Here is a 22,438-nt window from a genome sequence, read left to right as displayed (position 1 = left end):
GGAAGAACATGCGGGTCGCTCAACTACTGCTCGCGACGTTGACAGCGTCGGCCCTGTTCGCCCTCCCCGCCCAGGCGGCCGACCGGCCGTCACGACTGCCGGCGGAGGTGAACGGCGGGGCCTGGCCGTCGGGCCACGTCCAGGGGATCGCGATCGACCAGAAGAAGGGGTTCATGTACTTCTCCTTCACCAACCTCCTGGTCAAGACCGACCTCGCCGGCAAGCCGGTCGGCTCCGTCACCGGCTTCACCGGCCACCTGGGCGACCTCGACTTCAACAGCCGCGACGGCCGCGTGTACGGCTCCCTGGAGTACAAGGCCGCCAAGTCCTTCTACATCGCCATCTTCGACGTGGACCGCATCACCAGCCTCGACATGAACGCCGAGACCTCCGACGTGGTCACGGCCGTCTACCTCAAGGACGTGGTGGACGACTACAGCGCCGACATGAACGGCGACGGCGTCTTCGACGGCGACACGGCCAAGACCCCGGACCACCGCTACGGCTGCAGCGGCATCGACGGCGTCGCCTTCGGCCCCGCGTTCGGCAAGCGCGGCGGCGGCGACAAGCTGACCGTCGCGTACGGCATCTACGCCAACGCCGACCGCCAGGACAACGACTACCAGGTCATCCTGCAGTACGACATCAAGCAGTGGCGCCAGTACGAACGCCCCCTCACCCAGACCGCCCCGCACACCTCGGGCCCCGACAAGTCCGACGACAAGTACTTCGTCCGCACCGGCAACACCACCTACGGCGTGCAGAACCTGGAGTACGACGGCCACACCGGCAACTGGTTCATGGCGGCGTACAAGGGCATCAAGCCGCAGTTCCCGAACTACTCCTTCTTCATGATCGACGGCGCCAAGCCCGCCGTGATCAAGCCCATCGAAGGCCAGCCCCAGCCCGAGCGCGGCAAGACGCTCTCTCTGGTCGAGCGGGGCCTCCATGACCCGGCGACCGGCATCTGGGGCTGGGAATTCGGCGGCCAGTACGGCCTGGCCTCACTGGACGACGGCCGCTACTACGTCGCCCAGCAGGGCACGGTCGTGGAGGACGGGGTGACCAAGCAGACCGGCCTCGCCCAGCTCCACCGCTGGACCGGCAAGGCACCGGCGCCCTTCGAGCGGGTCCAGTAGCGGTCACCAGGCTGGACCGTGTCCTGACAGTGGTCCAGCGGATGCGCGGGTGGCGATCATCCCGGTGATCGCCACCCGCGGCGGTCAGGCATCGCCTCCGGCCGGCGTGGTGAAGTACGGGTGCTGCCGCAGGAACGCCGGCGACGCGGCGCTGCTAGCCGCTGTCGCCGAGGATCCACGGCAGCGGGTTGATCGCGGTGCGGCGCACCAGGGTCATGGGAGTCTCCTCGCAGGCTGGTCGAAGGGATAGTCCACGTACGCGAACGCCGATCCGTCCGGCGCCCAGCTGGGCACGTTGATCGTGCCCTGCCCGCCGTCGAGCGCGACCAGCGTGGTGGGCTCCTGCCAGGCGTCGACGGACACCAGCCGCAGCGCGACCGGCAGGTCGGCGGGGTGCCCGGTGGTGCCCGGCGGGTAGCTGAGGTAGACCGCGACATCGCCGGTCGGAGCGACATGCGGGAACCAGTTCACGCGCTCGTCGAAGGTCAGCTGCGCCAACTCGGTCCCGTCCGGCCGTACGCGGGCGAGTTGGGCGTGTCCGGGCGTGGTGGAAAACTGTTCGGTGTTGAACACGATCCACTCGCCGTCCGGCGTCCACTCGCATCCGTCCGCCGGGCCCGGGTCGGTCGTGACGGCGACGTCTCCCCGCCCGTCGACGCCGACGGTGTGGATGGTCGCCGACGCCCACCAGTTGTCCCCTTCCGGGGTCAAACGGACGTAGCCGAGCCGTTGCCCGTCGGGGCTGACGCCGTGCAGGAAATGCATCCCGCCGTCATCGGCGGTGACGCGACGCGCCGTACCTCCGGTGAGGGGGACCTGCCAGATGTGCCAGTCGTTCGCCGACGCGAACACGGTCGCCCCGTCGGGGGCGAGGACGTGGTCGTTGTTGACGTCCGGCAGCCCTTCCGCGGGGATCTCCCGGGGCGGCTCGGAACCGTCGACGGGCAGGAGCCAGAGTTTCCCGTCGCCGTTGATCAGCAGTCGGCCGTCGGGCGTCCAGTTCGGCGCCTCATAGAGGCGATCGCGCGACTCGGACACCGTACGCACGGCTCCGGTGCGGCGATCCCAGACGCGGATCCGGGCGCGCTGCCCGGGCCGCAACCGCCGTTGCGGCACTTTCTGCTCACTCACTTACCGTCTCCTTCGGCCAGGTAAGCGCGAATGCCTTCGACAATGAGGTCATGATCCTCCTGCGAGGACAGCCCGGAGGCGGTCGCCGCCGCGACCACCCCGGCTCCTCGTACCCGGATGGGGAAGGATCCGCCGGTCACCGCGTACTCGGCGCCCAGCCATCCGGCCGCGACCGGATTCACCCCCATGGCGGACAGGCGGGCGTCCACCAGCGCGCTGCTGGCCTCCATCCGCAGGACGACGGCGGACTTGCGGGCGATCCAGGTGTCCTGATCGGGGGTGATGCCCGGCAGGGCGGCGCGGAAGAGGATCAGGCCGGGCCGGCGGATGTCGATACCCACCTTGTGGCCGGCTTCCTGCGCGATCGCGGTGATGCGGGTGCCGAGTCGCCAGGCGTGCGCGTGGTCGAACGCGTCGAAGACCAGCTCCTGCTCCTGACGTTCCAGCGTGGTGACGAGATCGGTCATGACGGCTCTCCTTCGAGTCAGGAGGCGGCGAGCTGGGCTCGCGCCTGGTCGATGGTGTCGAGGATCGAGACGGTCTCGTCCAGCGTGTGCACGGGCGATTCGGTACGGCCTTCGCCGACGAACCGGGCCAGTGCCGTGGCCTCCCACGAGAGCCCGGCGAAGAGCTTCAGGTCCGTCGGGTCGCTCCAGGTGAGCACGGGGGCGAACGGGTTGCTGTCCGCGAGCGTGAAGGAGGTGGGGGTGTAGAAGCTGCCGTCGACGCTGATCGTCGCTTCTGATCCGGCGATCACGGCGGTCATCGGAGTTCTCGCAAGGATCGAGGAGTACAAGGTGGACTGCGCGTCGCCCGCATGGGTGAGCACGAGCGTCGAGTAGGCGTCCACGCCCGTCTTCGTCATACCGCCCACAGCGACGACCCGGGTCGGGGCGCCGAGCACCATCGAGGAGAGCTGCACCGGGTAGATGCCCAGATCCAGCAGCGCGCCGCCGCCGAGCTCGGGCCGGTAAAGGCGATGCCGCGGATCCGCGGTGATCGCCTGCCCGTGATCGGCGAGTACGACACGAACCTCCCCGAGTACGCCATCGGCGAGCAGCTTGCGGATGACCGACGTCTGGGGCAGGTAGCGGCTCCACATCGCCTCCATCACCAGCACCCCCGCGGCACGTGCCGCGTCCGCCAGCGTCCGCGCCTCGGCCGCGCTCACCGTGATCGGCTTCTCGATCAGTACGTGCTTGCCCGCGGCGATCGCCGCCAGCCCGATCGAAAGGTGCTCGCTCTGCGGCGTCGCGATGTAGACGACATCCACCTCCGGATGCGTCACCAGCTGCTCCGTGGAGCCGAGCGCGACCTCGATGCCGTGTTCGGCGGCGAACGCAGCCGCCCGATCGGCCGAGCGGGACGAGACCGCTACGACGCGCTGCGCGGTGTGGGCGCGCAGCGCCTTGGCGAACTCACCCGCGATCCATCCCGGTCCTACGATGCCCCACCGCAGCGACGGCTCCCCCGTGCCTGGCAGGTAGAGGTCGGGGTCGGGGAGATGAGAAGGCAGCATGTTCACTCCATGTCATCGACGTTCTAGAAAACTGACTTGGCACGAGCTAAAGTTACGCGCAGGTTAGCACGAGCCAAATTGTGTTGGCCGAGTTTCTGGCGTTCGGCTACGAACTAAAGGAGGCGTCGATGTCGACAGAACTGCCGGCGCGCTCGCACACACCCCCCCTCCCCACCCAGCCAGTCCGCAACTGGTACCTCGCCGCCCTCGGGGTAGCGCAGTTCGGAATCTTCGTGGCGATCCTGTCGCCAGTGATCGTCAGCATGCAGCTCAAGGCGCAGGAGCTGAATCCGGACAATCCCGCGTCCATCATCGGCACCGTGCTGCCCATCGGCGCGCTCGGAGCCCTGGTCGGGAACCCACTCTTCGGAGCACTGAGCGATGCGACGAAGACGAGGTGGGGGCGTCGCCGGCCCTGGCTCCTCGGCGGCGTCGTGGCGCTGCTGGCCGGCCTCGCCTGGGTCTCCGTGAGCACGAACGTGCTCACGCTGACCATCGCCTGGCTGGTCTGCCAGCTCGCGTCGAACGCGGCATCCGCGGCGCTGGTCGCGAGCTTCGCCGACAACGTCCCCGAAGCACAGCGCGGCCGCGCGTCCAGCGTCCTCGCTCTCGCGCAGAACGTGTCGATCCTCGCCGGCAGCTACGGCGCCGTCCTGCTCGTGAAGAACCTGCCCATCCTGTTCGTCGCGCCCGGCGTCATCGGCGTTGCCTGCATCGTCGTCTACGTCCTCGTCACTCCCGATCGCCTCCCGGACACACCAGTCCAGCCGTTCTCCTTCGCCCGGATCCTCGGCACCTTCTGGACGAACCCCATCAAGTACCCCGACTTCGGCCTGGCCTGGTGGTCGCGGTTCTGCATGGTCCTCGGGGCCTTCGTCTTCACCACCTATCGGCTGCTTTACATGCAGAGGCACCTGGGCCTCAGCGCGGCCGACGCGGTCGTGGCGGTCGCCAACGGCGTGCTCCTCTACACGATCACCCTGTTCATCGGCACCAGCGTCGCCGGCTGGCTGTCCGACAAGCTCCGTCGCCGAAAGATCTTCGTCGCCGGCTCTTCACTCGTGTTCGGCATCGGGCTGGTCATCCTCGCCTTCGCCGACAGCGTGGCCGTGTTCTACCTCGCCGAGATCATCATGGGACTCGCGTTCGGCATCTACGCGGCCGTCGACACGGCCCTGGTCATCGATGTCCTGCCGGACCCCGACAAGCCGGGCAAGGACCTCGGCGTCATGAACATCGCCAACTCCCTGCCACAGTCCCTCGCCCCCGCGCTCGGGCTCCTGCTGCTGGGCATGGGCGGTGGTGACAACTACCCGGCGCTGCTCTGGGGCGCGGGCATCATCACCGCCATCGGCGCCGCGCTCATCATCCCCATACGCGGCGTCCGCTGACCCCAGCCCATCGCCGCAGTCGGGTCGTGGCGTGCCACCCGCACATCACGACCCGGTTTGGGCGGGCCCTGTCCGGGCGGGGCCTGTCGACTCACGAACCACAAGCTCCGTCCGCGTCGCACTCACTCGGCGCGGCTTGTCACCGCACTCGAGCCGCTCCAGCACCGACGTCAAGGTCGCCTCGACGGTGGCCTCGACATCCTGCCGAACCGACGTCAGCCGGTGGTACGACAGCGACGCCAGGTAGCTGTCGTCGAACCCGACCACGGAGATCTCGTCGGGCACCCGCACGTTCGCCTGCGCGAACACCGCCAGCACACCCACCGCGCACTGATCGCCACAGCACACCACAGCGGTCGGACGCCGGTCGCGCCCCAGGATCTCGCGCGCCGCGCTCGCGCCGTTCTCCTCGGAGAAGCCGCTGGAGAGCACCTCGATCCGGTCCTCCAGCCCGAACGCGGCCATCGCCCCGCGGTAGGCATCGGCACGATCCCGGCCTACGTTCCCCCCGAGCCCGCCGATGTAGACGATGTCACGATGCCCGAGCCCGACGAGGTGCTCGATCGCGAGACGAAGTCCCTCGACCTCGTCCACATGAACGTTGTCGACGTCGGACTTATGCGCCCATTCCCCGAGCCACACCACGGGCAGGAGTTCGCAAGCCTCCGCCAGAGCGCTCGACGCCGGATCCGGATTGAACGCGACCAGCGCCTCCACCCGTTGCTCCATCAGCTCAGCGACGACGACATCCGTCGACCGCTCAACTGTCCTCGGCCCCAGCGCCAACCCGAACCCCTCTTCGGCCGCCCGGACGAACAACCGCTCCACGAAGCGCACCTGAAACGGATGGCGAATCTCGAACACCGCTCCGATCAGGCGCGTGCGATTCTGACGAAGCAGCCGCGCCGAGGCATTCGGCCGATACCCGAGCTCACTCGCCGCGGCGAGGATCCGCTCCTTCGACTCCGCACTCGGGCCGGGAACATCCCGCATCACCAGCGAGACCAGCTGACGCGACACACCCACATGGTCAGCGATGTCCTGCATCGTCGGCAGCCGGCCGGAACCCTTGTATTTCCGCGGCGTCCGCGCACCATCCACGCCGGTCGTCATGCGTACCAGTCTCGCACGTGCTAAACGGGTCACGTGTCGCAAGCGAACCGGCCGGCGCGGCCTGTCTTTCATGACACTGTCAATCAGAGTGATGACGGGGTCAGCGATAGTGGCGATGGGCCGCGCTATTGCCTTGCGATCATCCGGCGATGGCGTGCTCGAGCCGGCGCTGGAGGGCGCGCGTGGCCAGGAAGAGGAGCACGGCCCAGACCGCGCAATAGCCGCCGAAGACCGCGCCGCCACGATCGGTGAGCAGCGCGCCGCCCAGCATGCCCACCGCCCCTGCCGTCGCCATGGCGGTGCACAACCACAGCAGGACGAGCAGGACCACACGCGGCCAGCACCTGTCGAAACGCACCTGGGCGGCCAGCAGGAACACGATGATCAGCAGCCCGCTCCCGGCGTTGGCCCACTGAGCCGACGCCACCTCGCCCGGCCCGTAGCCCTGATAGCTCTCGGGCGAGACGTGCGGGCCGCCCGTGACCCCCAGCCGCCCCTCCAAGGCGAAGAAGACCTTCGACACCACGTAAAGCCCGGTCCAGCCCATGGCCGCGTAACCCATCGTCCTCATGGGCGATGACTGTGCCAGCGACGAGAGCCGTCCGGGCTCCCCCGCTCGGGGGAGCCCGCCCCCCATAGAGGGGGATCACCGTCCTAGTGGGTCACGCCTCTATGGTGCGAGTGATCCAGGAGCGGTAGTGGGTCACGTCCGTCCAGACGCCGACCCCCGGCCCGCCATCGGGGTTGGTGGAGCAGCCGGCGCCGCCGCCCATCCGCTCGTCCACGTCGTCACCGTCGCGCGAGGTGGCTCCGATCAGCTCCCATCGGCCGGCGATCTTGCGGATCTGCGGGCCGCCGGAGTCACCGTGGCAGGCGCTGGCCGCGCGCCCGGCGCTGTCGCTGGTGCACAGCTCGGTGCCGCTGTTGAGGTCGACGCAACGGTTGTCGGATACGCGTACGGTGTCGAGTTCCTGCAGCTTCTCGGAACCGTTCTCGCATCTCGCCATGCTCTCGCAGGTCATGCCCCAGCCGATGACTCGGCTCGGGTCGCCCACTCGGCCGGGGCTGTCGGCGATGCGGATGGGCGCGAGGTTCACTCGCCGGTCCAGCTGGATCAGCTCCAGGTCGCCCTTGCGCTCCCCGCTCGAGTCGCGGCCGCTCCAGTCGGGATGGGTGACGATCCGCTTCACGCGGGCGACGACTCCGCCCTTGTCCCGGTCGAGGGAGCCGATGCGTACCCGGGTCTCGCCGGGTTTCATGAGTCCCTTGCAGTGGGCGGCGGTGACGACCCAGTCGGCGGCGATGAGGGCACCGCCGCAGTGGTGGTTGGGCACTTCGCTCAGCCGGAAGGACGCCATGAACGAGTAGGGCTCCGTCGCGTCCCTACCTCCGATGATGGCGGCGTGGTTCACGCCCGCAGCGGCCGTGGCGGTGGTGATCAGTGCGAGCCCTAGAGCCATGAGGGTGGCCAGCGCCATTGATCGCCTGCTGATTGCCTTGAACACAAGTCTCCTATCAGTTGGGGCGGCTGAGGAGACACTTTGAACGCTGCGAACTCAACGTGATGGCAGCCGCACCGGCCCGTGATCTGAGGGGGAATGGTGCTGCGTGGCTGGTCAGAGGCACCCGCCACAGGCCAAGGGTACCTACGGGCGCAAATGGTCGGCACCGAACGTGATCACACGATCACGAAACGATCACCCAGCGACCATCGCGCGACCATGCTGGTCAGCGGTCCGCGATGAACAGGAAGTTCCGGGGGAAGCCCATGACGTCCCGGGGCAGCGGCGGATCCCACGGCCACCGGCCGTACGAGGCGCCCTCCTCCCCGGGGGTCTTCAGCTCCGTGACCCGCCAGCCGCACCCCGACAGGAACTCCTCCGGCTCGTCCGTGCCGAACAGCCACGGGCAGCCGTCCTCCGTCAGCCTGCGCAACCCTTCCGCCGAGAACTCACTGATCATCGACTGGTGGCTGAGCAGATCCCCGGCGAGCACGCTCCCCGGAGCCGTGATCTCCGCGACAAGCTCCACCAGCCGGCGAGCGTCAGGCTCCGGCATGTAGAACAGCAGCCCCTCCACCACCCACAGAGTCGGCGCAGCCGGATCCCAGCCGGCCTCCCGAAGCGCCTGCGGCCAGGCGCCGGTCAGGTCGGCGCCGACGGCCCGGCGGGCGCAGCGGTGCTGGGCGCCGAGTTCGGCGAGCCGTTTGTCCTTCTCCTCCAGCAGGTCGGCCTGGTCGATCTCGTACAGCACGGTCTCCGGAGGCCAGGCCAGCCGTACGGAGCGCGTGTCCAGGCCGGCCGCCAGCAGTACGACCTGTCCGAGGCCGGAGCGCTCGGAGATCACGTCGTCCAGATAGCGGGTCCGGATGGCGATGAACTCGCCGACGCCCGGGTTGTCGTAGCGGGCGAAGAGGGTCGCGCCCTCCTCTCCGGCGAGTTCCTCGGCCAGGTGGTCGGTGAAGATCGCGTCTTCGCGTCCCGACTCCTTCGCCCTGGCGGCCGCGGTCCAGCGGGCGGTGGCGGAAACAGCGTGCATGGTCATTCCCTTCGAAGGATCAGCGGCGCGGGCTGCGTACCTGTTCGAGCAGGCGCCGCATCTGCTCCGGGATCCGGGCCGGAACCAGGTGGCCGTTCTCGTCGGGACGTACGCAGGCGATCCGCTGCTCCCCGGTGGCGACCAGTTCCTCGCCTCCGTCCGGGAGCTGACGCCAGTACTCGTAGGTCATCACCGACTGGGTCTGGCCCAGCTCTCCCTGCCGCATTCTGATGATCACCTCGTCGAAGACCGCCAGTTCCCGCAGGTAGTCGCAGTGGCAGCTCACGGTCAGCAGGCGCACCCCATCGGCGAACCCGGCCACCACGTCGGGCACGAAGTCCCGCAGGAACATCTCCCGGGCCCGGCCCTGCCAGCGGATGTAGTTGACGTAGTTGACGTTGCCGAGCAGGTCGGTGTCCTCGATGCCCACGACGTGCCGGTACTCGTACGCGTCCCCGGTCATCGGAGCTCACCCGCCTTGCCGGCGTTCGGGTCGGTCGCGGCCAGGATCGCGAGGACGACGGGGGCCGACACACCACGCAGCCTGGTGGACATCGTCAGGATCCGGTCATCGCCGGCGACCAGCCCCACCCAGCCGCCTTCCCGCGCCGAGTCGAACGTCACCGCGGCGTCCACCGGCCGGCCCGCCTTCACCAGGCACTCGGCGGCCGTCCAGATCCGCGTGGCCGCGGTGTCGAGGTCCTCCCCGGTCTCGTCCGCGACGGCCTCGGCCAGCGCGAGCCGGTCGGCGCCGAGCAGCGTCGACCAGGTCTGCCTGCTCCGGGGCGTGACCGTCTCCAGATCGCACCCCGGAGTGGTCGTCGCCATGGTGACGCCCGCCGAGTGCGCGATCGACACGGTCTCTCCGCCCAGTACCTCCGGCTTGCCGTCCGGGCGCCAGACGACCTCGGCCTCGGCACCGAACAGCCGCTGGATGGCCAGCCGGCTGGCCTGCCGCCGTTCCAGTCCGTCGCCGTCGGTGTCGAACAGGACGCGGCCGGCCAGGTTCTGCTCGATGAGGACGTGCTCCAGGTACGAGCCGAGCAACATGGGGACCCACTCGCGGGGCACCTCGTACTTGCTGACCAGCTGCGTCCGGAAGCCCTGCCAGGTCTCGATGACGTCGCCGTCGCGGTCGGTGACCTCGATGTCCCAGCACTTGTCGTCGAAGCGGTGCCGGATGTAGACGTCGGTCGGTTGCGCGCCGGTCGACGGGCCCGGCACGATGCGCTCCACTCCTGCGGGGATGGCCAGTACGGTCGGCCCGCAGGTCTGCATCGGCTGCATGTAGGCGTCCCGAGCGGCCGGGTCGCCGAGCAGCAGCCGGTCGGGGAGATACCGCCCGAACCAGGAGGAGCCGGTGCCTGCCAAGAGTCGGCCGGTGACGTGCTGGGCGCCGGTGCGGTGGACGCTCTCGACGAGCTTGAAGCGCGGGCCGTGGAAGAGCATCGGCCCGTAGAGGTCCGTCGCGGGGTCGAAGGCCAGCGGCGGCAGCGCCACGTCGCCGGGCCGTGCAAGCCCGAGGGTCCCAGGCTTGACGCCAGTGTGCCCGAGCGTTTCCGCCTTGGCGCCGGAGTAGTCGCAGACCGCCCGGAAGTGGTCGATCTGGAATTTGGTCGTACTCGTACGAACCGCCGTGACGACCCGGCCCGGCCCGGTACGCAGCGCCGCCACCCGTACCGTCACCGGGGCGTCCTCGGTCACGACGATGGCCCGGAGGAATTCGACGTCCTCCAGGACCGGCACGGTGTCCGTGCCGAGCAGACCGGCCGCGGCCTGAGCCATGATCTCCATGCCCACCGTGCCCGGCACGACCGCCCCTTCCCCGCCGCCGAAGACGTGCTCGGCGAGGTAGGGATCGCTGGCCCAGCCGACCTCGGAGTCGGCCACCAGCTCGATGCCGGGGTAGTAGACGCGCGGCTGCTCCAGGAAGCGCAGCAGTGGTAGATCGTCACCCCTCTCAGAGCCGGCGCTGAAGGTCACCGTCGGCATTTCGCCGAACCGGCCGGTGACCACGGTGACGACGGGCGCGCCGGGGTCGGCGATCAGCTCTCGGAGCATGGCCACCCCCTGGTCGGGCGTGATGGTGGTGACGCCCACGCGGGCGAGGTTCTCCACCGAGCCGAGCCGCTCCCCCATCCCGACGCCCGACCACAGGGACCACTCCACGGCCCGGCAACGGCAGTGCGGCAGCTCGCGCGCCAGCCGTTCGACGAGGTCGCTCTGCCACTCGTTGGCTATGGCGTAGTGGGCCTCACCCCGCAGCCCGGCCCGCCCGGTGATGCTGCCGAACGTGACGAGCAGCTTCAAAGCGCCGGTGCCGACGGCGGCGAGCACCGCTTCGAGCCCCGCGACCTTGGGGTCGATCGTGGCGGCGTAGTCGGCGTCGGTGAGCTCCCCGAGCAGCTTGGGCACATTGCCACCGGCTCCGTGCAGGACGCCGGTGACCTTGCCGAGGTGTCGTTCGATCGCAGCGACCGCTTCGGCCACCTGCGCCGCGTCGGTGACGTCGGCGCGCACGTAGCGGGCGGTCACTCCGGTCGCCGCCATCCGCTCCAGGTTGGCGGCGAGTTCGCTGTCTTCTTCCGGATCGGATCGGCCGAGCAGGGCCAGCCGGGTGCCGGTCTCCTTGGCCAGGCTCAGCGCGCATTCGGCGGTGATGCCCTTGCCGCCGCCGGTGACGAGCAGCACGTCGTCGGGGCCGAGCGGCAGCTCGGTGCCGGCGAGCTCCACCGGCGTCAGGACGGGCTCTGTACCGATGCCGTCGGCGTCGTAGAAGACCTCCTTGAAGCGGTCGGTCGCGCTGACCTCCGCGGTGATCCACGCGGGCGCCTCGGCCGCGTCGAGCGGGAGGGTCACGACGGTGGTGGCGACCCAGGGCGCCTCCAGGTGCAGGCTCTTGGCGAAGCCGGCCCCGCCGGGCTCCTCCTGGACGATCGCGCAGCGGGTCACCTCCTTGCCCGCGAGCACCGTCTCGGCGGCGGCGCGCAGCACCGCCAGCCGTTCGGCACGCGGGCCCGAGGGGAGGATGACCAGGACGCCGGTGCCGGTGGCCGCCGCTTCGAGCGCGGTCCGGACGGCGTCGGCGGCGGGATGCTCACCGATGACCTGCCAGGTGCCCTGGGTGCGCGGCGCCGTACGCCCCGACGGGGTGCTGTCGCGTCTCCCGACGGCGAAGCTGTGCACCCAGGGCGCGATGCCGGGCGGCACGATGCGGGCCGCCGCCGTCTCGGCGTCCTCGGCCGGGGCCGCGCCCGTCGCGACCAGCTGCTCCAGCGTCTCGGCGACCTGGCCCAGGGTCGCGGTGGCGTACCCGGTGGGCGCGGCGGGCTCGGACAGCCCGAGCCGGCGCATGGCCTCGCCGACGAGCTCGCCCACCACGATCGAGCTGAGGTGCAGGTCGTCCAGGAACTTGCTGTCCGCCTGCACCGACTCCAGCGGGAACTCGGCGTGCTCGGCGACCAGCCGGCGCAGCAGGAGAAGCGGATCACCTCCGGCGGGCTCATCCGAGTCCGAAGACGCCACGGAGGCGGACGCGGCGGCGCTGACCAGCAGGGCGGAGTCGATCTCCGGGACGACCTCGCACAAGTTGGTGATGAAGGTCGGGGTGGCGGCCGGGTCGAAGGCGCGGGTGAAGCGGTCCTCGAACAGCTCCCCGACCTTCACTCCGGCGCCGACGGCGAACGCCGCGCCCAGCGTCTGCAGGATGCCGGCCAGGGAGTCGTCGTCCGTACGCGTGGCGACGGCGGGAACGTCGACGATGTCGCGGGCCAGCTGGGTCAGTACGAGCCCGGGTCCCACCTCGATGAGCAGGTCCGCGTCCTTGGCCGCCACCGTGAGCGCCTCGATGAAGCGGACCGGCGCGGTGATCTGCTCGCGCAGCAGTTCGAGGGGCTCGCCGACGACCGGCGCTCCGGTCACGGTCGAGATGACGTGCCGGCCGACGGGCTCCGGCCGCTCTTCGGCCAGCCGGCCCGCGAAGACGTCGGCGGCCGGAGCGACCAGCCGCGAGTGGAAGGCGTGCGAGACGGGGAGCCTGACCGCCGGCAGGCCCTGGCGGGTGGCCCGCTCGACGACCCGGGTCACCGCCTCGGCGGGGCCCGACACCACGGTCTGGCGCGGGGAGTTCAGGCCGGCGACGACCACAGGATCGTCGCCGAGCAGCGCGGCCACGGTGTCGTGGTCCGCGGTGACGCTGGCCATCGCGCCGCCGCTCTCCGACAGTTCGCTCATCGCCCGTCCCCGGGCGGCGGCGATCCGCAGCGCCGCGGCCTCGTCGAACGAGCCGGCCCAGTGCAGCGCGACGAGTTCGCCGAGGCTGTGCCCGATCGCGGTCCCGGCTTCGACGCCCAGCTCGGACAGCACCCGCAGCCCGGCCACCGAGGCGGTCACGATGCGCGGCTGGGCGACGGCCGTCTCGACCTGGTCGCCGCCGGTGGGCAGGGCCGCCATCTCGTACAGTTCGTCGACCGAGTCGAAGCGGCGGCGCAGCGCGCCCCCGTCGGCGCGGGTGCCGGAGCCCTGGCCGGGGAACATCAGCACGATGCGCGGCAGCTCGCCGAGCGTGCCGAGGAAGACCCCGGCCGCGCTGTCGAGGTGCCGTTCCGAGCCCTGCCCGGCCAGCTCGGCGACCTGCCGCAGGCGCTCGGCGAGCGCGGCGGGCGTGCCGGCGACCACCGCGGCGCGGCTCGGCCTGCGGCCGATCTTCCTGGCCAGGTACGCGGCGAGGTCGGGCAGCTCGGACCGGGACAGGCCGACCGCGATCTCGGCTAGGCGCTCCGCCTCCTGTCGCAGGTCGGCCGGCGAGTCGGCGTCCAGGCAGAACAGCTCCACGTCCTGAGGGGAGTTCATGAGCGTCCGGGTCCGCCCGTCCAGGCGGGACCGGCGCCGGCGCGCAGACTCGATCACCACGTGCGTGTTGATGCCGCCGAAGCCCATGGCGCTGACGCCCGCGCGCAGCGGCGCGTCCTGCGGCCACGGCTCGGCCTTGCGGAGGGTGCGCAGGGCCGGGGAGTCGCCGGAGAGGATCTTGTGGGGCCGTTCGCAGCCGGTGGTCGGCGGCAGCACCGCGCTGTTGACCGCCATGACCGCCTTGATCAGGCCGGCCATCCCGGCGGCCGCCTTCGTGTGGCCGATGTTCGCCTTGATCGAGCCGATGACGGCGGGCCGCGCGGTCGGCGCGGCCGCCCTTCGCGCCTCGGAGATCGTCTCCAGCTCCGCGGCGTCGCCGACGGCGGTGCCGGTGCCGTGCCCTTCGAAGTACGGCACCTCCTCGATGCCGAACCCGGCCCGCTCGTAGGCGCGGTCGAGGCAGAGCCGCTGGCCGTCGGACTCCGGCCGGGTGATCCCGCCCGCGCCGTCGGAGGAGACGCCCCAGCCGGCGATGAGGGCGTGGACGCGGTGGCCCCTGGCGACGGCGTCCTCCTCGCGCATCAGCACGACCATGCCGGAGCCTTCGCCAGGCCAGAAACCGGCGGACCGCTGGTCGTACACGCGCATCTCGTCGACGGCGAGCGCGCCGGCCCTGGAGAAGCCGATCAGCTCGTTCGGGTCGATGCTGATGTCCACCCCGCCGGCCACCGCGACGTCGAGGTCGCCGGAGACCAGCGCGTTGCAGGAGGTGGTGAGCGCCAGCAGCGACGAGGCGCAGGCTCCGTCGACGGCGTAGCCGCCGCCGTTGAGGTCGAAGTGGTTGCAGATGCGTCCGGCGATCGTGTTGGACAGGCCGCCGGCCAGGTAGTCGCCGTCGGGCACCGGGAACGGCGCCTTGTAGTCGTGCTCCATCCGGCCGAGCAGCTCGGTGAGCTGCTCGGTGTCCAGCTTGCCCTCCAGGGCGTTGGCGACGATGCGGCGTACGTACGGCCAGCGCAGCCTGATCCCGGCCGCGCGCTGGCCCTCGCCGGTGAGCGAGTTGCCGATGACCACGCCGGTGGTCTCGTGCGGCGCGCCCTTGCCGTCGGGGAACCCGGCGTCGGCGAGCGCCTCGGCGGCCACCTCCAGGGCGAGCCAGTGCACCATGTCGGTGTTGCGGAAGGTCGTTCCGGCCACCTTGAAGCGCAGGCGGTCGAACTCCCAGTCGCGTAACAGCGCCGCCTCGGTCGTGTAGAAGTGGTCGGGCGCCGTACGGTCCGCGGACCAGTAGTCGGACAGCCGGATGCGTTCCGGGGGCAGCCGCCGGAACGACCTGCGGCCCGCCAGCGCGTTGTCCCACAGCTCACCGGCGGTGGCGGCGTCGGGAAAACGGCATGCCATTCCTACTACGGCGATACGAGAAGTCACGGCTGTCCTCAAATCGAATTCGTTTTGCCGTTGCGGAGGCGGTGGAATGCGTTGACCCGCGCCGCGCGCAGCAGCGAGCCCGGTGACGCGAACTGCTTGACATCGATGAGCCGGGAGGCGAAGTCGTAATAATGCCTGGCCGCGCCGGCGTCGCGGGCCGCCGCGGAAAGCAGCAGCCGCTCGAAGACATTGAACGGCCGCACGGCCGAATAGTCCTCCATCAGCTTGTGATGGCTGTCCAGCGCCGCGCGGTGCGTTTTGCCGTACTCCGCCAGGCCCGGCAGCACGTCGCCCTGGCTCGCCACGGCGCCCCCGACCGCGTCCACCAGCCACTGCGCGGACTGGAACGCCCAGCCGCACCCGACTCCCCACAGCGGGTCGGTGGCCAGGGCCGCGTCGCCGACCAGGGCGAGGCCCGGTCCGTACGGCTTGCGGTAGACGTTGGGCAGGTCGAGCGTGCCGACGATCTTGGAGACGCGTTCGGCCTCGTCGATGCGGGGCGCGTCGGGCAGGGCGCGGACGAACCGTTCGAAGCTGCCTTCGAGGTCGGCGCGGAAGGCGGAGCTGTGCTGTTCCTTGCTGGGCGAGCAGGAGATCACGGTGACGCCGTCGTCGTTGGGGAAGGCGAAGGCGGTGTCCGGGTCGAGGAACCACACCCGGCTCGGCGCGTCGTCCGGCAGGCCACGGTACTGGGCGAAGAAGCCCAGCCGGTTGTTGGCGCTGAGCCTGACGGGCAGCCCGCTGAGGGCGCCCACGGTCGAGTTGCGCCCGTCCGCGCCCACGACCAGCCGCGCCGTCAGCCGGGTCTCGACGCCGTTGGCGGTGACGCGGACTCCGGTGAAGCGGCCGTCCTCCTCCAGGAGCCCGTTGACGTTCTGGCCGAGCCGGAGGTCGACTCCCGGTGTCTCGGCGGCGAGCCGTCTGAGCAAGGGGTCCAGGGTCTGGCGCCGGATGTTGAGTCCGTGCGGAAGCGGCTCCGCGCCGGGCGCGGGGCGCGGCTCGATCCAGCCCCAGGGGGTCCACAGGTGGGTGACGTGCCGGTGCGCCCCGGCCTCTTCGAGCAGTGGCAGCAGGCCCAGCGTCTTGATGACCGGCAGGCAACTCGGTTGCAGCGTATGGGTGCACAACACCTTGTACGCGTCCATGCCGGAATGCTTTTCCAAGAGCGCGACGCGAGCTCCCAGATTCGCGAACAGTATCGCGCCGGCGCACCCGGAAATGCTTGCGCCGACTATGACGACGTCATAGTCATCTGTCATGCGATATTTCCCTACGAGGCTACGGCGAAGCCCACTCCCGCCTACCTGGAAGTGGTTGAACCGTAAACGGGGATTGCGTTGATCATTAAAGAGTTACCCGATAGTAGGGAGCGAGCTCTGAGATCGTCAAGAGTTGCGCGAAGGCCACCCGATGTGCTCGCGCAGCAGCCGCAATTCGGCGGCGATGCCGGCCAGGGTCCAGTGGGCGTTGAGGCCGCTCGGGTTCGGCAGCGCCCACACCGGCACGCCGCCCACCGGCTCGGGCTGGAGACCGATCCGCGCCTTCGGCCGGGCGAAAGCCGTCCGGTACGCCGAGATCCCCAGCACGGCCAGCGCCCGGGGCCGCACCGACGCCACCAGCCCGGCCAGCCGGGCTCCGCCCTCGGTCAGCTCCTCACGGGTCAGCTCCGACGCCTTGGCGCTGGGCCGGGCGACCACGTTCGTGATGCCCAGCCCGTACGACGGCAGGAGGTGCTGCTCGGCCGGGGCGAGCAGCCGGGGCGTGAACCCGGACAGATGCAGCGCGGGCCAGAACCGGTTGCCGGGGCGGGCGAAGTGATGACCGGTGGCCTCCGACATCAGCCCGGGATTGATCCCGCAGAACAACACCTCGACCGAGGGACCGAGCACGTCGTCAATCACGCACCGGACGCTAACCCATCTCCTCCAGCTTGCGCCCCTTGGTCTCCTTGACGAACTTGGCGACGAACAGGAACGACAGCACGGCGAAGAAGGAGTACATGGCGTACGTGAGAGGCAGGTTCCACTTCCCCAGGGCCGGGAACGTCACCGTGATCGCCCAGTTCGCGATCCACTGCGCCGAGGCGGCCACGCCCAGGGCGGCGGCCCGGATGCGGTTGGGGAACATCTCCCCCAGGAGCACCCACACCACGACACCCCACGACAGCGCGAAGAACAGGACGAACACATTGGCCGCGACCAGCGCGATGGGTCCCTGCGGGGCGGGCAGGCTGAGCCCGCGGGCGTAGGAGAACGCCCACGCGGCCGTGCCCAGCGCGATGGCCATGCCGGCCGAGCCGATGAGCAGCAGCGGCTTGCGCCCGATCTTGTCGACCAGCGAGATCGCGATGAACGTACCGATGATGTTGATGACCGAGCTGGAGAAGCTGATCAGCAGCGAGTTGGCCTGGGTGATGCCCACCGACTGCCAGAGCACCGACGAGTAGTAGAAGATCACGTTGATGCCGACGAACTGCTGGAAGACCGACAGGGCGATGCCGATCCAGACGATCGGCAGCAGCCCGAGGGCGGGCCCGCGCAGCTCCTTGATCGTGGTCCTTTCCTCGGTCCTGAGGACCTGGTGGATCTCCGCCACCCGGGCGTCCAGATCTACGTGCTCGCCCTCGACCTCGGCCAGCACCATGCGGGCCTGCCTGATCCGGCCGACCGCGATCAGGTACCGGGGCGACTCAGGGATGGTCGAGGCGAACAGCAGGTAAAGCAGGGCGGGCACGACGCACGCGCCCAGCATCCACTGCCAGGCCTGCAGGCCCCACAGCGGGTTGTTGACGTCACCCTTCGCCAGCCGGACGAAGGCGTAGTTGACCAGCTGCGAGCACGCGATGCCCAGCACGATCGCGAGCTGCTGGAACGAACCGAGCCGGCCCCGGTAGGCAGGCGGCGACACCTCGGCGATGTAGGCCGGGCCGAGCACCGAGGCCATCCCGATCGCGATACCCGCCAGGATCCGCCAGAAGGCCAGGTCCCACAGGGCGAACGGCAGCATCTGCCCGATCGAGCTGGCGGAGAAGAGGATGGCCGCCACCTGCATGGTCCTGGTACGTCCCCACCAGTCGGCCAGCCGGCCCGCGATCCAGGCGCCGATGGCGGAGCCGAGCAGCGCGATGGCCACCACGATCCCGATCTCCACCGGGCCGACGTGGAAGTACTTCTGGATGCCGACGACAGCGCCGTTGATCACGGCGCTGTCGTAGCCGAACAGGAACCCGCCGATGGCCGCCGCCGCCGTGATGAAGACGACGTGGCCGAGGTTCTCCTGGTGGCCGGACTGAGTAGCCATGCGGGCCTCCTCCCCGAAATGGGGATTTACCCGTAGTCACTCCACGTACGGCCATGATTACTCAAAAACTAGAGCCGAGGGTCCACCGGCTCGGATTCCAGGGCGAGTACCCCGAAAACCGGCTCGTGGACCCGCCAGCCCGCGTCGCCGTCGGCCAGGCGCGACAGGGCCTCCAGGCCGAGCGCGTACTCGCGCAGCGCCATGGACCGCTTCTTGCCGAGGAAGCGCCTGCGCAGGACGTCGAGCGACTCGGTGTAGTCGGGGCCGTAGATGATCCGCAGGTATTCGCGGCCGCGTACCTTCACTCCGGGCTGGACCCGCCCTGCCACGTACTGAGCGGGTTTGACCACCATGCCCTCGCCGCCCGCCGCCGTGAGCGACGACCACCACTCGACCGCCTCGGCCCGCGCCCGCGGCGAGTCGAGGGAGACGAACAGGTGCCTGGTGTGGGTGATCAGCGGCGAGTCCAGCAGGGCGAGTTTCGCCAGGTGCCAGGCGTGCGGCTCCAGCGCCGTGGCCCGGCCTTCGCAGGCCAGGATCTGGAACGGCGCCACCCGTACCCCCTCCAGGCCGTCGACCGGCCAGCAATAACGCGCATAGGCGTCGCGGAACAGGGCAGCGTTGTCGGTGCGGCGTCGAGTGCGGGCGAGCAGCCCGCCCACATCCAGCCCGCGCCCGGCGGCCGCCTCCAGAGCCGACATGGCCTCGGGCAGCGCCGCCCGCGCCGACGCGCCGACGGAGGCGTACTGGCTCCTGATCAGCTCGCCCGCCTTGGCCGACCAGGGCAGCAGCTCGCAGTCGAGCGCCACCCAGTCGGAGCCGAGCTCGGCCCAGAGCGGCTCGCACGCCTCGCGCAGCCGGTCCACCAGCGGCGCCATGTCGTCGAAGAACGGACGACCGGTACGCGTGTAGACGGCGCCCGCCGAACCGTCGGTCACGCCGAAACGGGCCGCGGCCACCTCGGGGGTCCTGGCGAGCACGGCGACGGCCCGCGAGCCCATGTGCTTCTCCTCGCACACGACCTCGCTCACCCCGGCGGCGGCGAACTCCTCGAACGCCTCGTGCGGGTGCTCCAGGTAGCCGTCGAGCGCGGAGGTCTCGGGCGGGGCCATGGTCGGCGGGAGGTAGACCAGCCAGCGCGGGTCCACGGCGAACCTGCTCATGATCTCCAGGGCGGCGGCCGCGTTCTCCTCCATCACCTTCACACGGGTGCCGAACCGGGTCTCGATGTGCCTGGTGCCCTGGACGTCGCCGATGTCGAGCATGCCCGGGTCGCGGGCGGGCCCGCCGCCGAGCGGCTTGACCGATTCGTACCAGACCTTCTCGGCGGGGACGGAGACCAGCTCGCGTTCCGGGTAGCGCAGCGCGGTCATCGTGCCGCCGAAGACGCAGCCGGTGTCGAGGCAGATCGTGTTGTTGACCCACTCGGCCTTGATCGTGGGCGTGTGGCCGTAGACGACCATGGCCCGGCCGCGGTACTCCTCGGCCCAGGGGTAGCGGACCGGCAGGCCGTACTCGTCGGTCTCGCCCGTCGTGTCGCCATATAGGGCGAAGGAGCGGACGCGGCCCGACGCGCGGCCGTGGTAGGCCTCCTTGAGCCCGGCGTGCGCGACGACGAGCCGGCCGCCGTCGAGCCGGTAGTGGCTGATCAGGCCCTCCATGAAGGTACGGGCCCGCTCGACGAACTCCGGCGGCTCGGCGGCGAGCTGGTCGAGCGACTCCTGGAGGCCGTGCGCGACCTTGACCTTGCGGCCGTTCAGCGCGCGCACCAGCTTCGCCTCGTGGTTGCCCGCGACGCAGATCGCGGTGCCGGCCGCGACCATGCCCATGACCAGGCGGAGCACACCCGGCGTGTCGGGGCCACGGTCGACCAGGTCGCCGACGAACACCGCCGTACGACCGGCCGGGTGCTGAGCGGTCACCGCCTTGCCCTCGACGCGCTCGATCTGCCAGCCCAGGCTTTCCAGCAGCGTCTCCAGCTCCGAACGGCAGCCGTGGATGTCGCCGATGACGTCGAACGGGCCGGTCAGCTCGCGCTTGTCGCTCCACGCCTTCTCGTACGACAGCTCCGCGTTCTCGATGGCCTCCAGGCCGCGCAGCACGTGCACCTTCCTGAAGCCGTCGCGGGAGATCTTGCCCAGCGAGCGGCGCAGGTCCTTGCGCTGGCGGATCACCACGCCGGGCCCGAAGTCGCGGTTCGGGCGGCCGGCGTTGCGCTCGATCGCCACCTCCTCGGGGGTGTCCAGCACGATCGCCTCGGCCAGCACGTCGTGCTTCTTGGCCAGCTCGATGAGGCTGCGACGGGCCGGGTACTGGACGTTCGTGGCGTCGACGACGGTGAACAGCCCCCTGGCCAGGCGTACGCCGACAATGTGGTGCAGCAGGTCGAAGGCGGCGGGGGTGGCCGACTGGTCGTTCTCGTCGTCGGCGACCAGGCCGCGGCAGAAGTCGGACGAGATGACCTGCGTCGGCTTGAAGTGCTTGGCGGCGAATGTCGACTTCCCGCTGCCCGACACACCGACGAGCACCACGAGGGACAGCTCGGGAACGCTGATCGGGCTCATCGGGTGAACACTCCCATCTGGGTGGGCGGCCCGACCTCGGGGTCGTCGTCGCCAACGGGCTTGTAGGTGACCTGGTATCCGTACTGCTCGGCCACCCGCTCGGCCCACGCGGCGAACTCGGCGCGGGTCCACTCGAAACGGTGGTCGCGGTGGCGCAGTCCGGTCAGGAACTCGTAGCGGGGGTTGTACTCGATGTTCGGGGTGGTGACGAGCACGTGCTGGGGCCGGGCGTGGCCGAACACGACGCGTTCGAGCGCCGCCAGGCGCGGCGGGTCGACGTGCTCGACCACTTCCATGAGCACAGCGGCGTCATAGCCGCTCAGCCGCTTGTCGGTGTAGGTGAGCGCGCCCTGGAACAGCGTCAGCCTGGCCCGCTTGCCGTCGGGCATCCGGTCCAGCTTGAGCTTGCGCGCGGCGATGGTGAGCGCCATGGCCGAGACGTCCATCCCGGCGACCCTGGCGAACCTGGGCCTGGCCAGCAGCGCGCCGACCAACTCGCCCTGCCCGCAGCCGAGGTCGAGCACGCTGGTCGCGCCGAGCTCCTCCAGGGTCTCCAGTACGGCCTCGCGCCGCCTGACGTTCAGCGCCTTCGGCTTGACCTCCGGCACGTCGCCCTGGGCCGCGGCCTCGACGGCCGCCGCCTCGTCGGCCGCGGTCTCCCCCGCCGCCGCGTCCTCGTCGACCGCGGGCTCCAGCTGCTCCTCGGTCTCATCGCCCAGCTCGGCCAGCCTGGCCAGCGCCGTCCGGGCCAGCGCCCAGCGGCGGCCCAGGTAGCGGCGCATGATCAGGCCGCGCTCCGGGTGCCCGTACAGCCAGCCCTCACCGGCCCTGACCAGCTTGTCGACCTCGTCGGGCGCGATCCAGTAGTGCTTGCCGTCGTCGAGCACGGGCAGCAGTACGTACAGGTGATTGAGCGCGTCGGCCAGCCGGACGGTCCCGCTGAGCGTCAGCCGGACGTAACGCGAGTCGCCCCACTCGGGAAAACCCTCGTCCAGGGGTACGGCCTTCGCCTCGACGGCCCAGCCGAGCGGCTCGAACAGCCGGACCGCCAGCTCGGGCCCGCCGCGGCAGGGCAGCGCGGGCAGCCGGATCTCCAGCGGCATCGGCCGGCCCGGCAGCTCCGGCCTGGCCTTGCAGCGCCCGGCCCGCGCGGTGCGGAAGACGTCGCCCAGGGCCACGGCCAGCAGCGAGGAGGCGGCGTAGGGCCGGTCGTTGACGTACTGGGACAGGCTGAAGTCGGGCGAGTTCTTGCCGCGTGACCGGACCAGCGCGATCGGGTCGACCTCGAGCAGCAGCGCGGCCGTGCAGCGCCCCTCGCCCGACTCCGGATAGAAGACCGTGGCCGTGCCGAACGACCGGTCGAACTCCTGCACCCGATCAGGATGCTTGTGCAGGAGAAAGCCCAGGTCGGTGGCGGGTGTGGCGGTGGTCGTAATGGTCAGCAGCACGGGGCAAGTGTGCCGC

General features: G+C 70.3%; 16 protein-coding genes. 2 read left to right on the top strand and 14 right to left on the bottom strand.

The features are described 5' to 3' along the window. The first annotated feature begins 8 nt into the window (after window positions 1-8). Entirely contained in the window at window positions 9-1,139 is a 1,131-nt protein-coding gene (locus ACGFJ2_RS00640; protein ID WP_393463344.1) for a hypothetical protein, read from the top strand. A 213-nt stretch (window positions 1,140-1,352) separates the two neighbouring features. Here the strand turns inward: ACGFJ2_RS00640 and ACGFJ2_RS00635 are convergent, their stop codons facing one another. Genes ACGFJ2_RS00635 through ACGFJ2_RS00625 form a run of 3 tightly spaced genes read right to left on the bottom strand, consistent with a single transcriptional unit; the run spans window position 1,353 to window position 3,789 of the window. Further along, a complete protein-coding gene (locus ACGFJ2_RS00635; RefSeq protein ID WP_393463342.1) occupies window positions 1,353-2,270 on the bottom strand; it encodes a TolB family protein in 918 nt (305 codons plus the stop codon). Then, window positions 2,267-2,737 (bottom strand): heme-degrading domain-containing protein, encoded by a 471-nt coding sequence (locus ACGFJ2_RS00630; RefSeq protein ID WP_393463340.1) that lies wholly within the window; start codon window positions 2,735-2,737, stop codon window positions 2,267-2,269. The genes ACGFJ2_RS00635 and ACGFJ2_RS00630 overlap by 4 nt, the downstream gene beginning before the upstream one ends. Before the next feature lie 17 nt (window positions 2,738-2,754). Beyond that, entirely contained in the window at window positions 2,755-3,789 is a 1,035-nt protein-coding gene (locus ACGFJ2_RS00625) for a Gfo/Idh/MocA family protein (protein ID WP_393463338.1), read from the bottom strand. 128 nt (window positions 3,790-3,917) lie between these two features. Here ACGFJ2_RS00625 and ACGFJ2_RS00620 point away from each other — a divergent pair, with 128 nt between their 5' ends. Then, window positions 3,918-5,180, top strand: a complete 1,263-nt coding sequence (locus ACGFJ2_RS00620; RefSeq protein ID WP_393463336.1) for an MFS transporter — start codon at window positions 3,918-3,920, stop codon at window positions 5,178-5,180. 45 nt (window positions 5,181-5,225) lie between these two features. Here ACGFJ2_RS00620 and ACGFJ2_RS00615 read toward each other — a convergent pair whose 3' ends face one another. From ACGFJ2_RS00615 to ACGFJ2_RS00565, 11 genes are all read right to left on the bottom strand, one after another. Continuing rightward, window positions 5,226-6,293, bottom strand: a complete 1,068-nt coding sequence (locus ACGFJ2_RS00615) for a LacI family DNA-binding transcriptional regulator (RefSeq protein ID WP_393463334.1) — start codon at window positions 6,291-6,293, stop codon at window positions 5,226-5,228. Window positions 6,294-6,432: 139 nt separating this feature from the next. After that, complete coding sequence (locus ACGFJ2_RS00610; RefSeq protein WP_393463332.1) at window positions 6,433-6,864, bottom strand: hypothetical protein; 432 nt, start codon at window positions 6,862-6,864, stop codon at window positions 6,433-6,435. Between the two features lie 91 nt (window positions 6,865-6,955). Next, the gene (locus tag ACGFJ2_RS00605) at window positions 6,956-7,798 is read right to left on the bottom strand and encodes a serine protease (RefSeq protein ID WP_357940878.1); all 843 of its coding nucleotides are present in this window, start codon (window positions 7,796-7,798) and stop codon (window positions 6,956-6,958) included. A 223-nt stretch (window positions 7,799-8,021) separates the two neighbouring features. Further along, window positions 8,022-8,831 (bottom strand): class I SAM-dependent methyltransferase, encoded by an 810-nt coding sequence (locus ACGFJ2_RS00600; protein WP_393463330.1) that lies wholly within the window; start codon window positions 8,829-8,831, stop codon window positions 8,022-8,024. Window positions 8,832-8,850: 19 nt separating this feature from the next. Beyond that, complete coding sequence (locus tag ACGFJ2_RS00595) at window positions 8,851-9,294, bottom strand: acyl-CoA thioesterase (RefSeq protein ID WP_358438386.1); 444 nt, start codon at window positions 9,292-9,294, stop codon at window positions 8,851-8,853. Next, on the bottom strand, window positions 9,291-15,110 hold the full coding sequence (locus ACGFJ2_RS00590; RefSeq protein ID WP_393463328.1) for an SDR family NAD(P)-dependent oxidoreductase: 5,820 nt from the start codon (window positions 15,108-15,110) through the stop codon (window positions 9,291-9,293). Before ACGFJ2_RS00590 ends, ACGFJ2_RS00595 begins: the two co-directional genes overlap by 4 nt. 8 nt (window positions 15,111-15,118) lie before the next feature. After that, window positions 15,119-16,369, bottom strand: coding sequence for an NAD(P)/FAD-dependent oxidoreductase (locus ACGFJ2_RS00585; RefSeq protein WP_393463326.1), 1,251 nt, complete (start codon window positions 16,367-16,369; stop codon window positions 15,119-15,121). 126 nt (window positions 16,370-16,495) lie between these two features. Further along, on the bottom strand, window positions 16,496-17,011 hold the full coding sequence (gene mug / locus ACGFJ2_RS00580; RefSeq protein WP_393463324.1) for a G/U mismatch-specific DNA glycosylase: 516 nt from the start codon (window positions 17,009-17,011) through the stop codon (window positions 16,496-16,498). A 10-nt stretch (window positions 17,012-17,021) separates the two neighbouring features. Further along, the gene (locus tag ACGFJ2_RS00575) at window positions 17,022-18,410 is read right to left on the bottom strand and encodes a sugar porter family MFS transporter (RefSeq protein WP_357940866.1); all 1,389 of its coding nucleotides are present in this window, start codon (window positions 18,408-18,410) and stop codon (window positions 17,022-17,024) included. Window positions 18,411-18,478: 68 nt separating this feature from the next. Next, window positions 18,479-20,974, bottom strand: a complete 2,496-nt coding sequence (locus tag ACGFJ2_RS00570; RefSeq protein ID WP_393463322.1) for a polynucleotide kinase-phosphatase — start codon at window positions 20,972-20,974, stop codon at window positions 18,479-18,481. Then, on the bottom strand, window positions 20,971-22,422 hold the full coding sequence (locus tag ACGFJ2_RS00565) for a 3' terminal RNA ribose 2'-O-methyltransferase Hen1 (RefSeq protein ID WP_393463320.1): 1,452 nt from the start codon (window positions 22,420-22,422) through the stop codon (window positions 20,971-20,973). Before ACGFJ2_RS00565 ends, ACGFJ2_RS00570 begins: the two co-directional genes overlap by 4 nt. Window positions 22,423-22,438: the final 16 nt, after the last annotated feature.

It is taken from the genome of Nonomuraea sp. NPDC049028 (assembly GCF_043197735.1).
GTDB lineage: Bacteria > Actinomycetota > Actinomycetes > Streptosporangiales > Streptosporangiaceae > Nonomuraea.
This window is presented reverse-complemented; position numbering and strand designations above follow the sequence as displayed.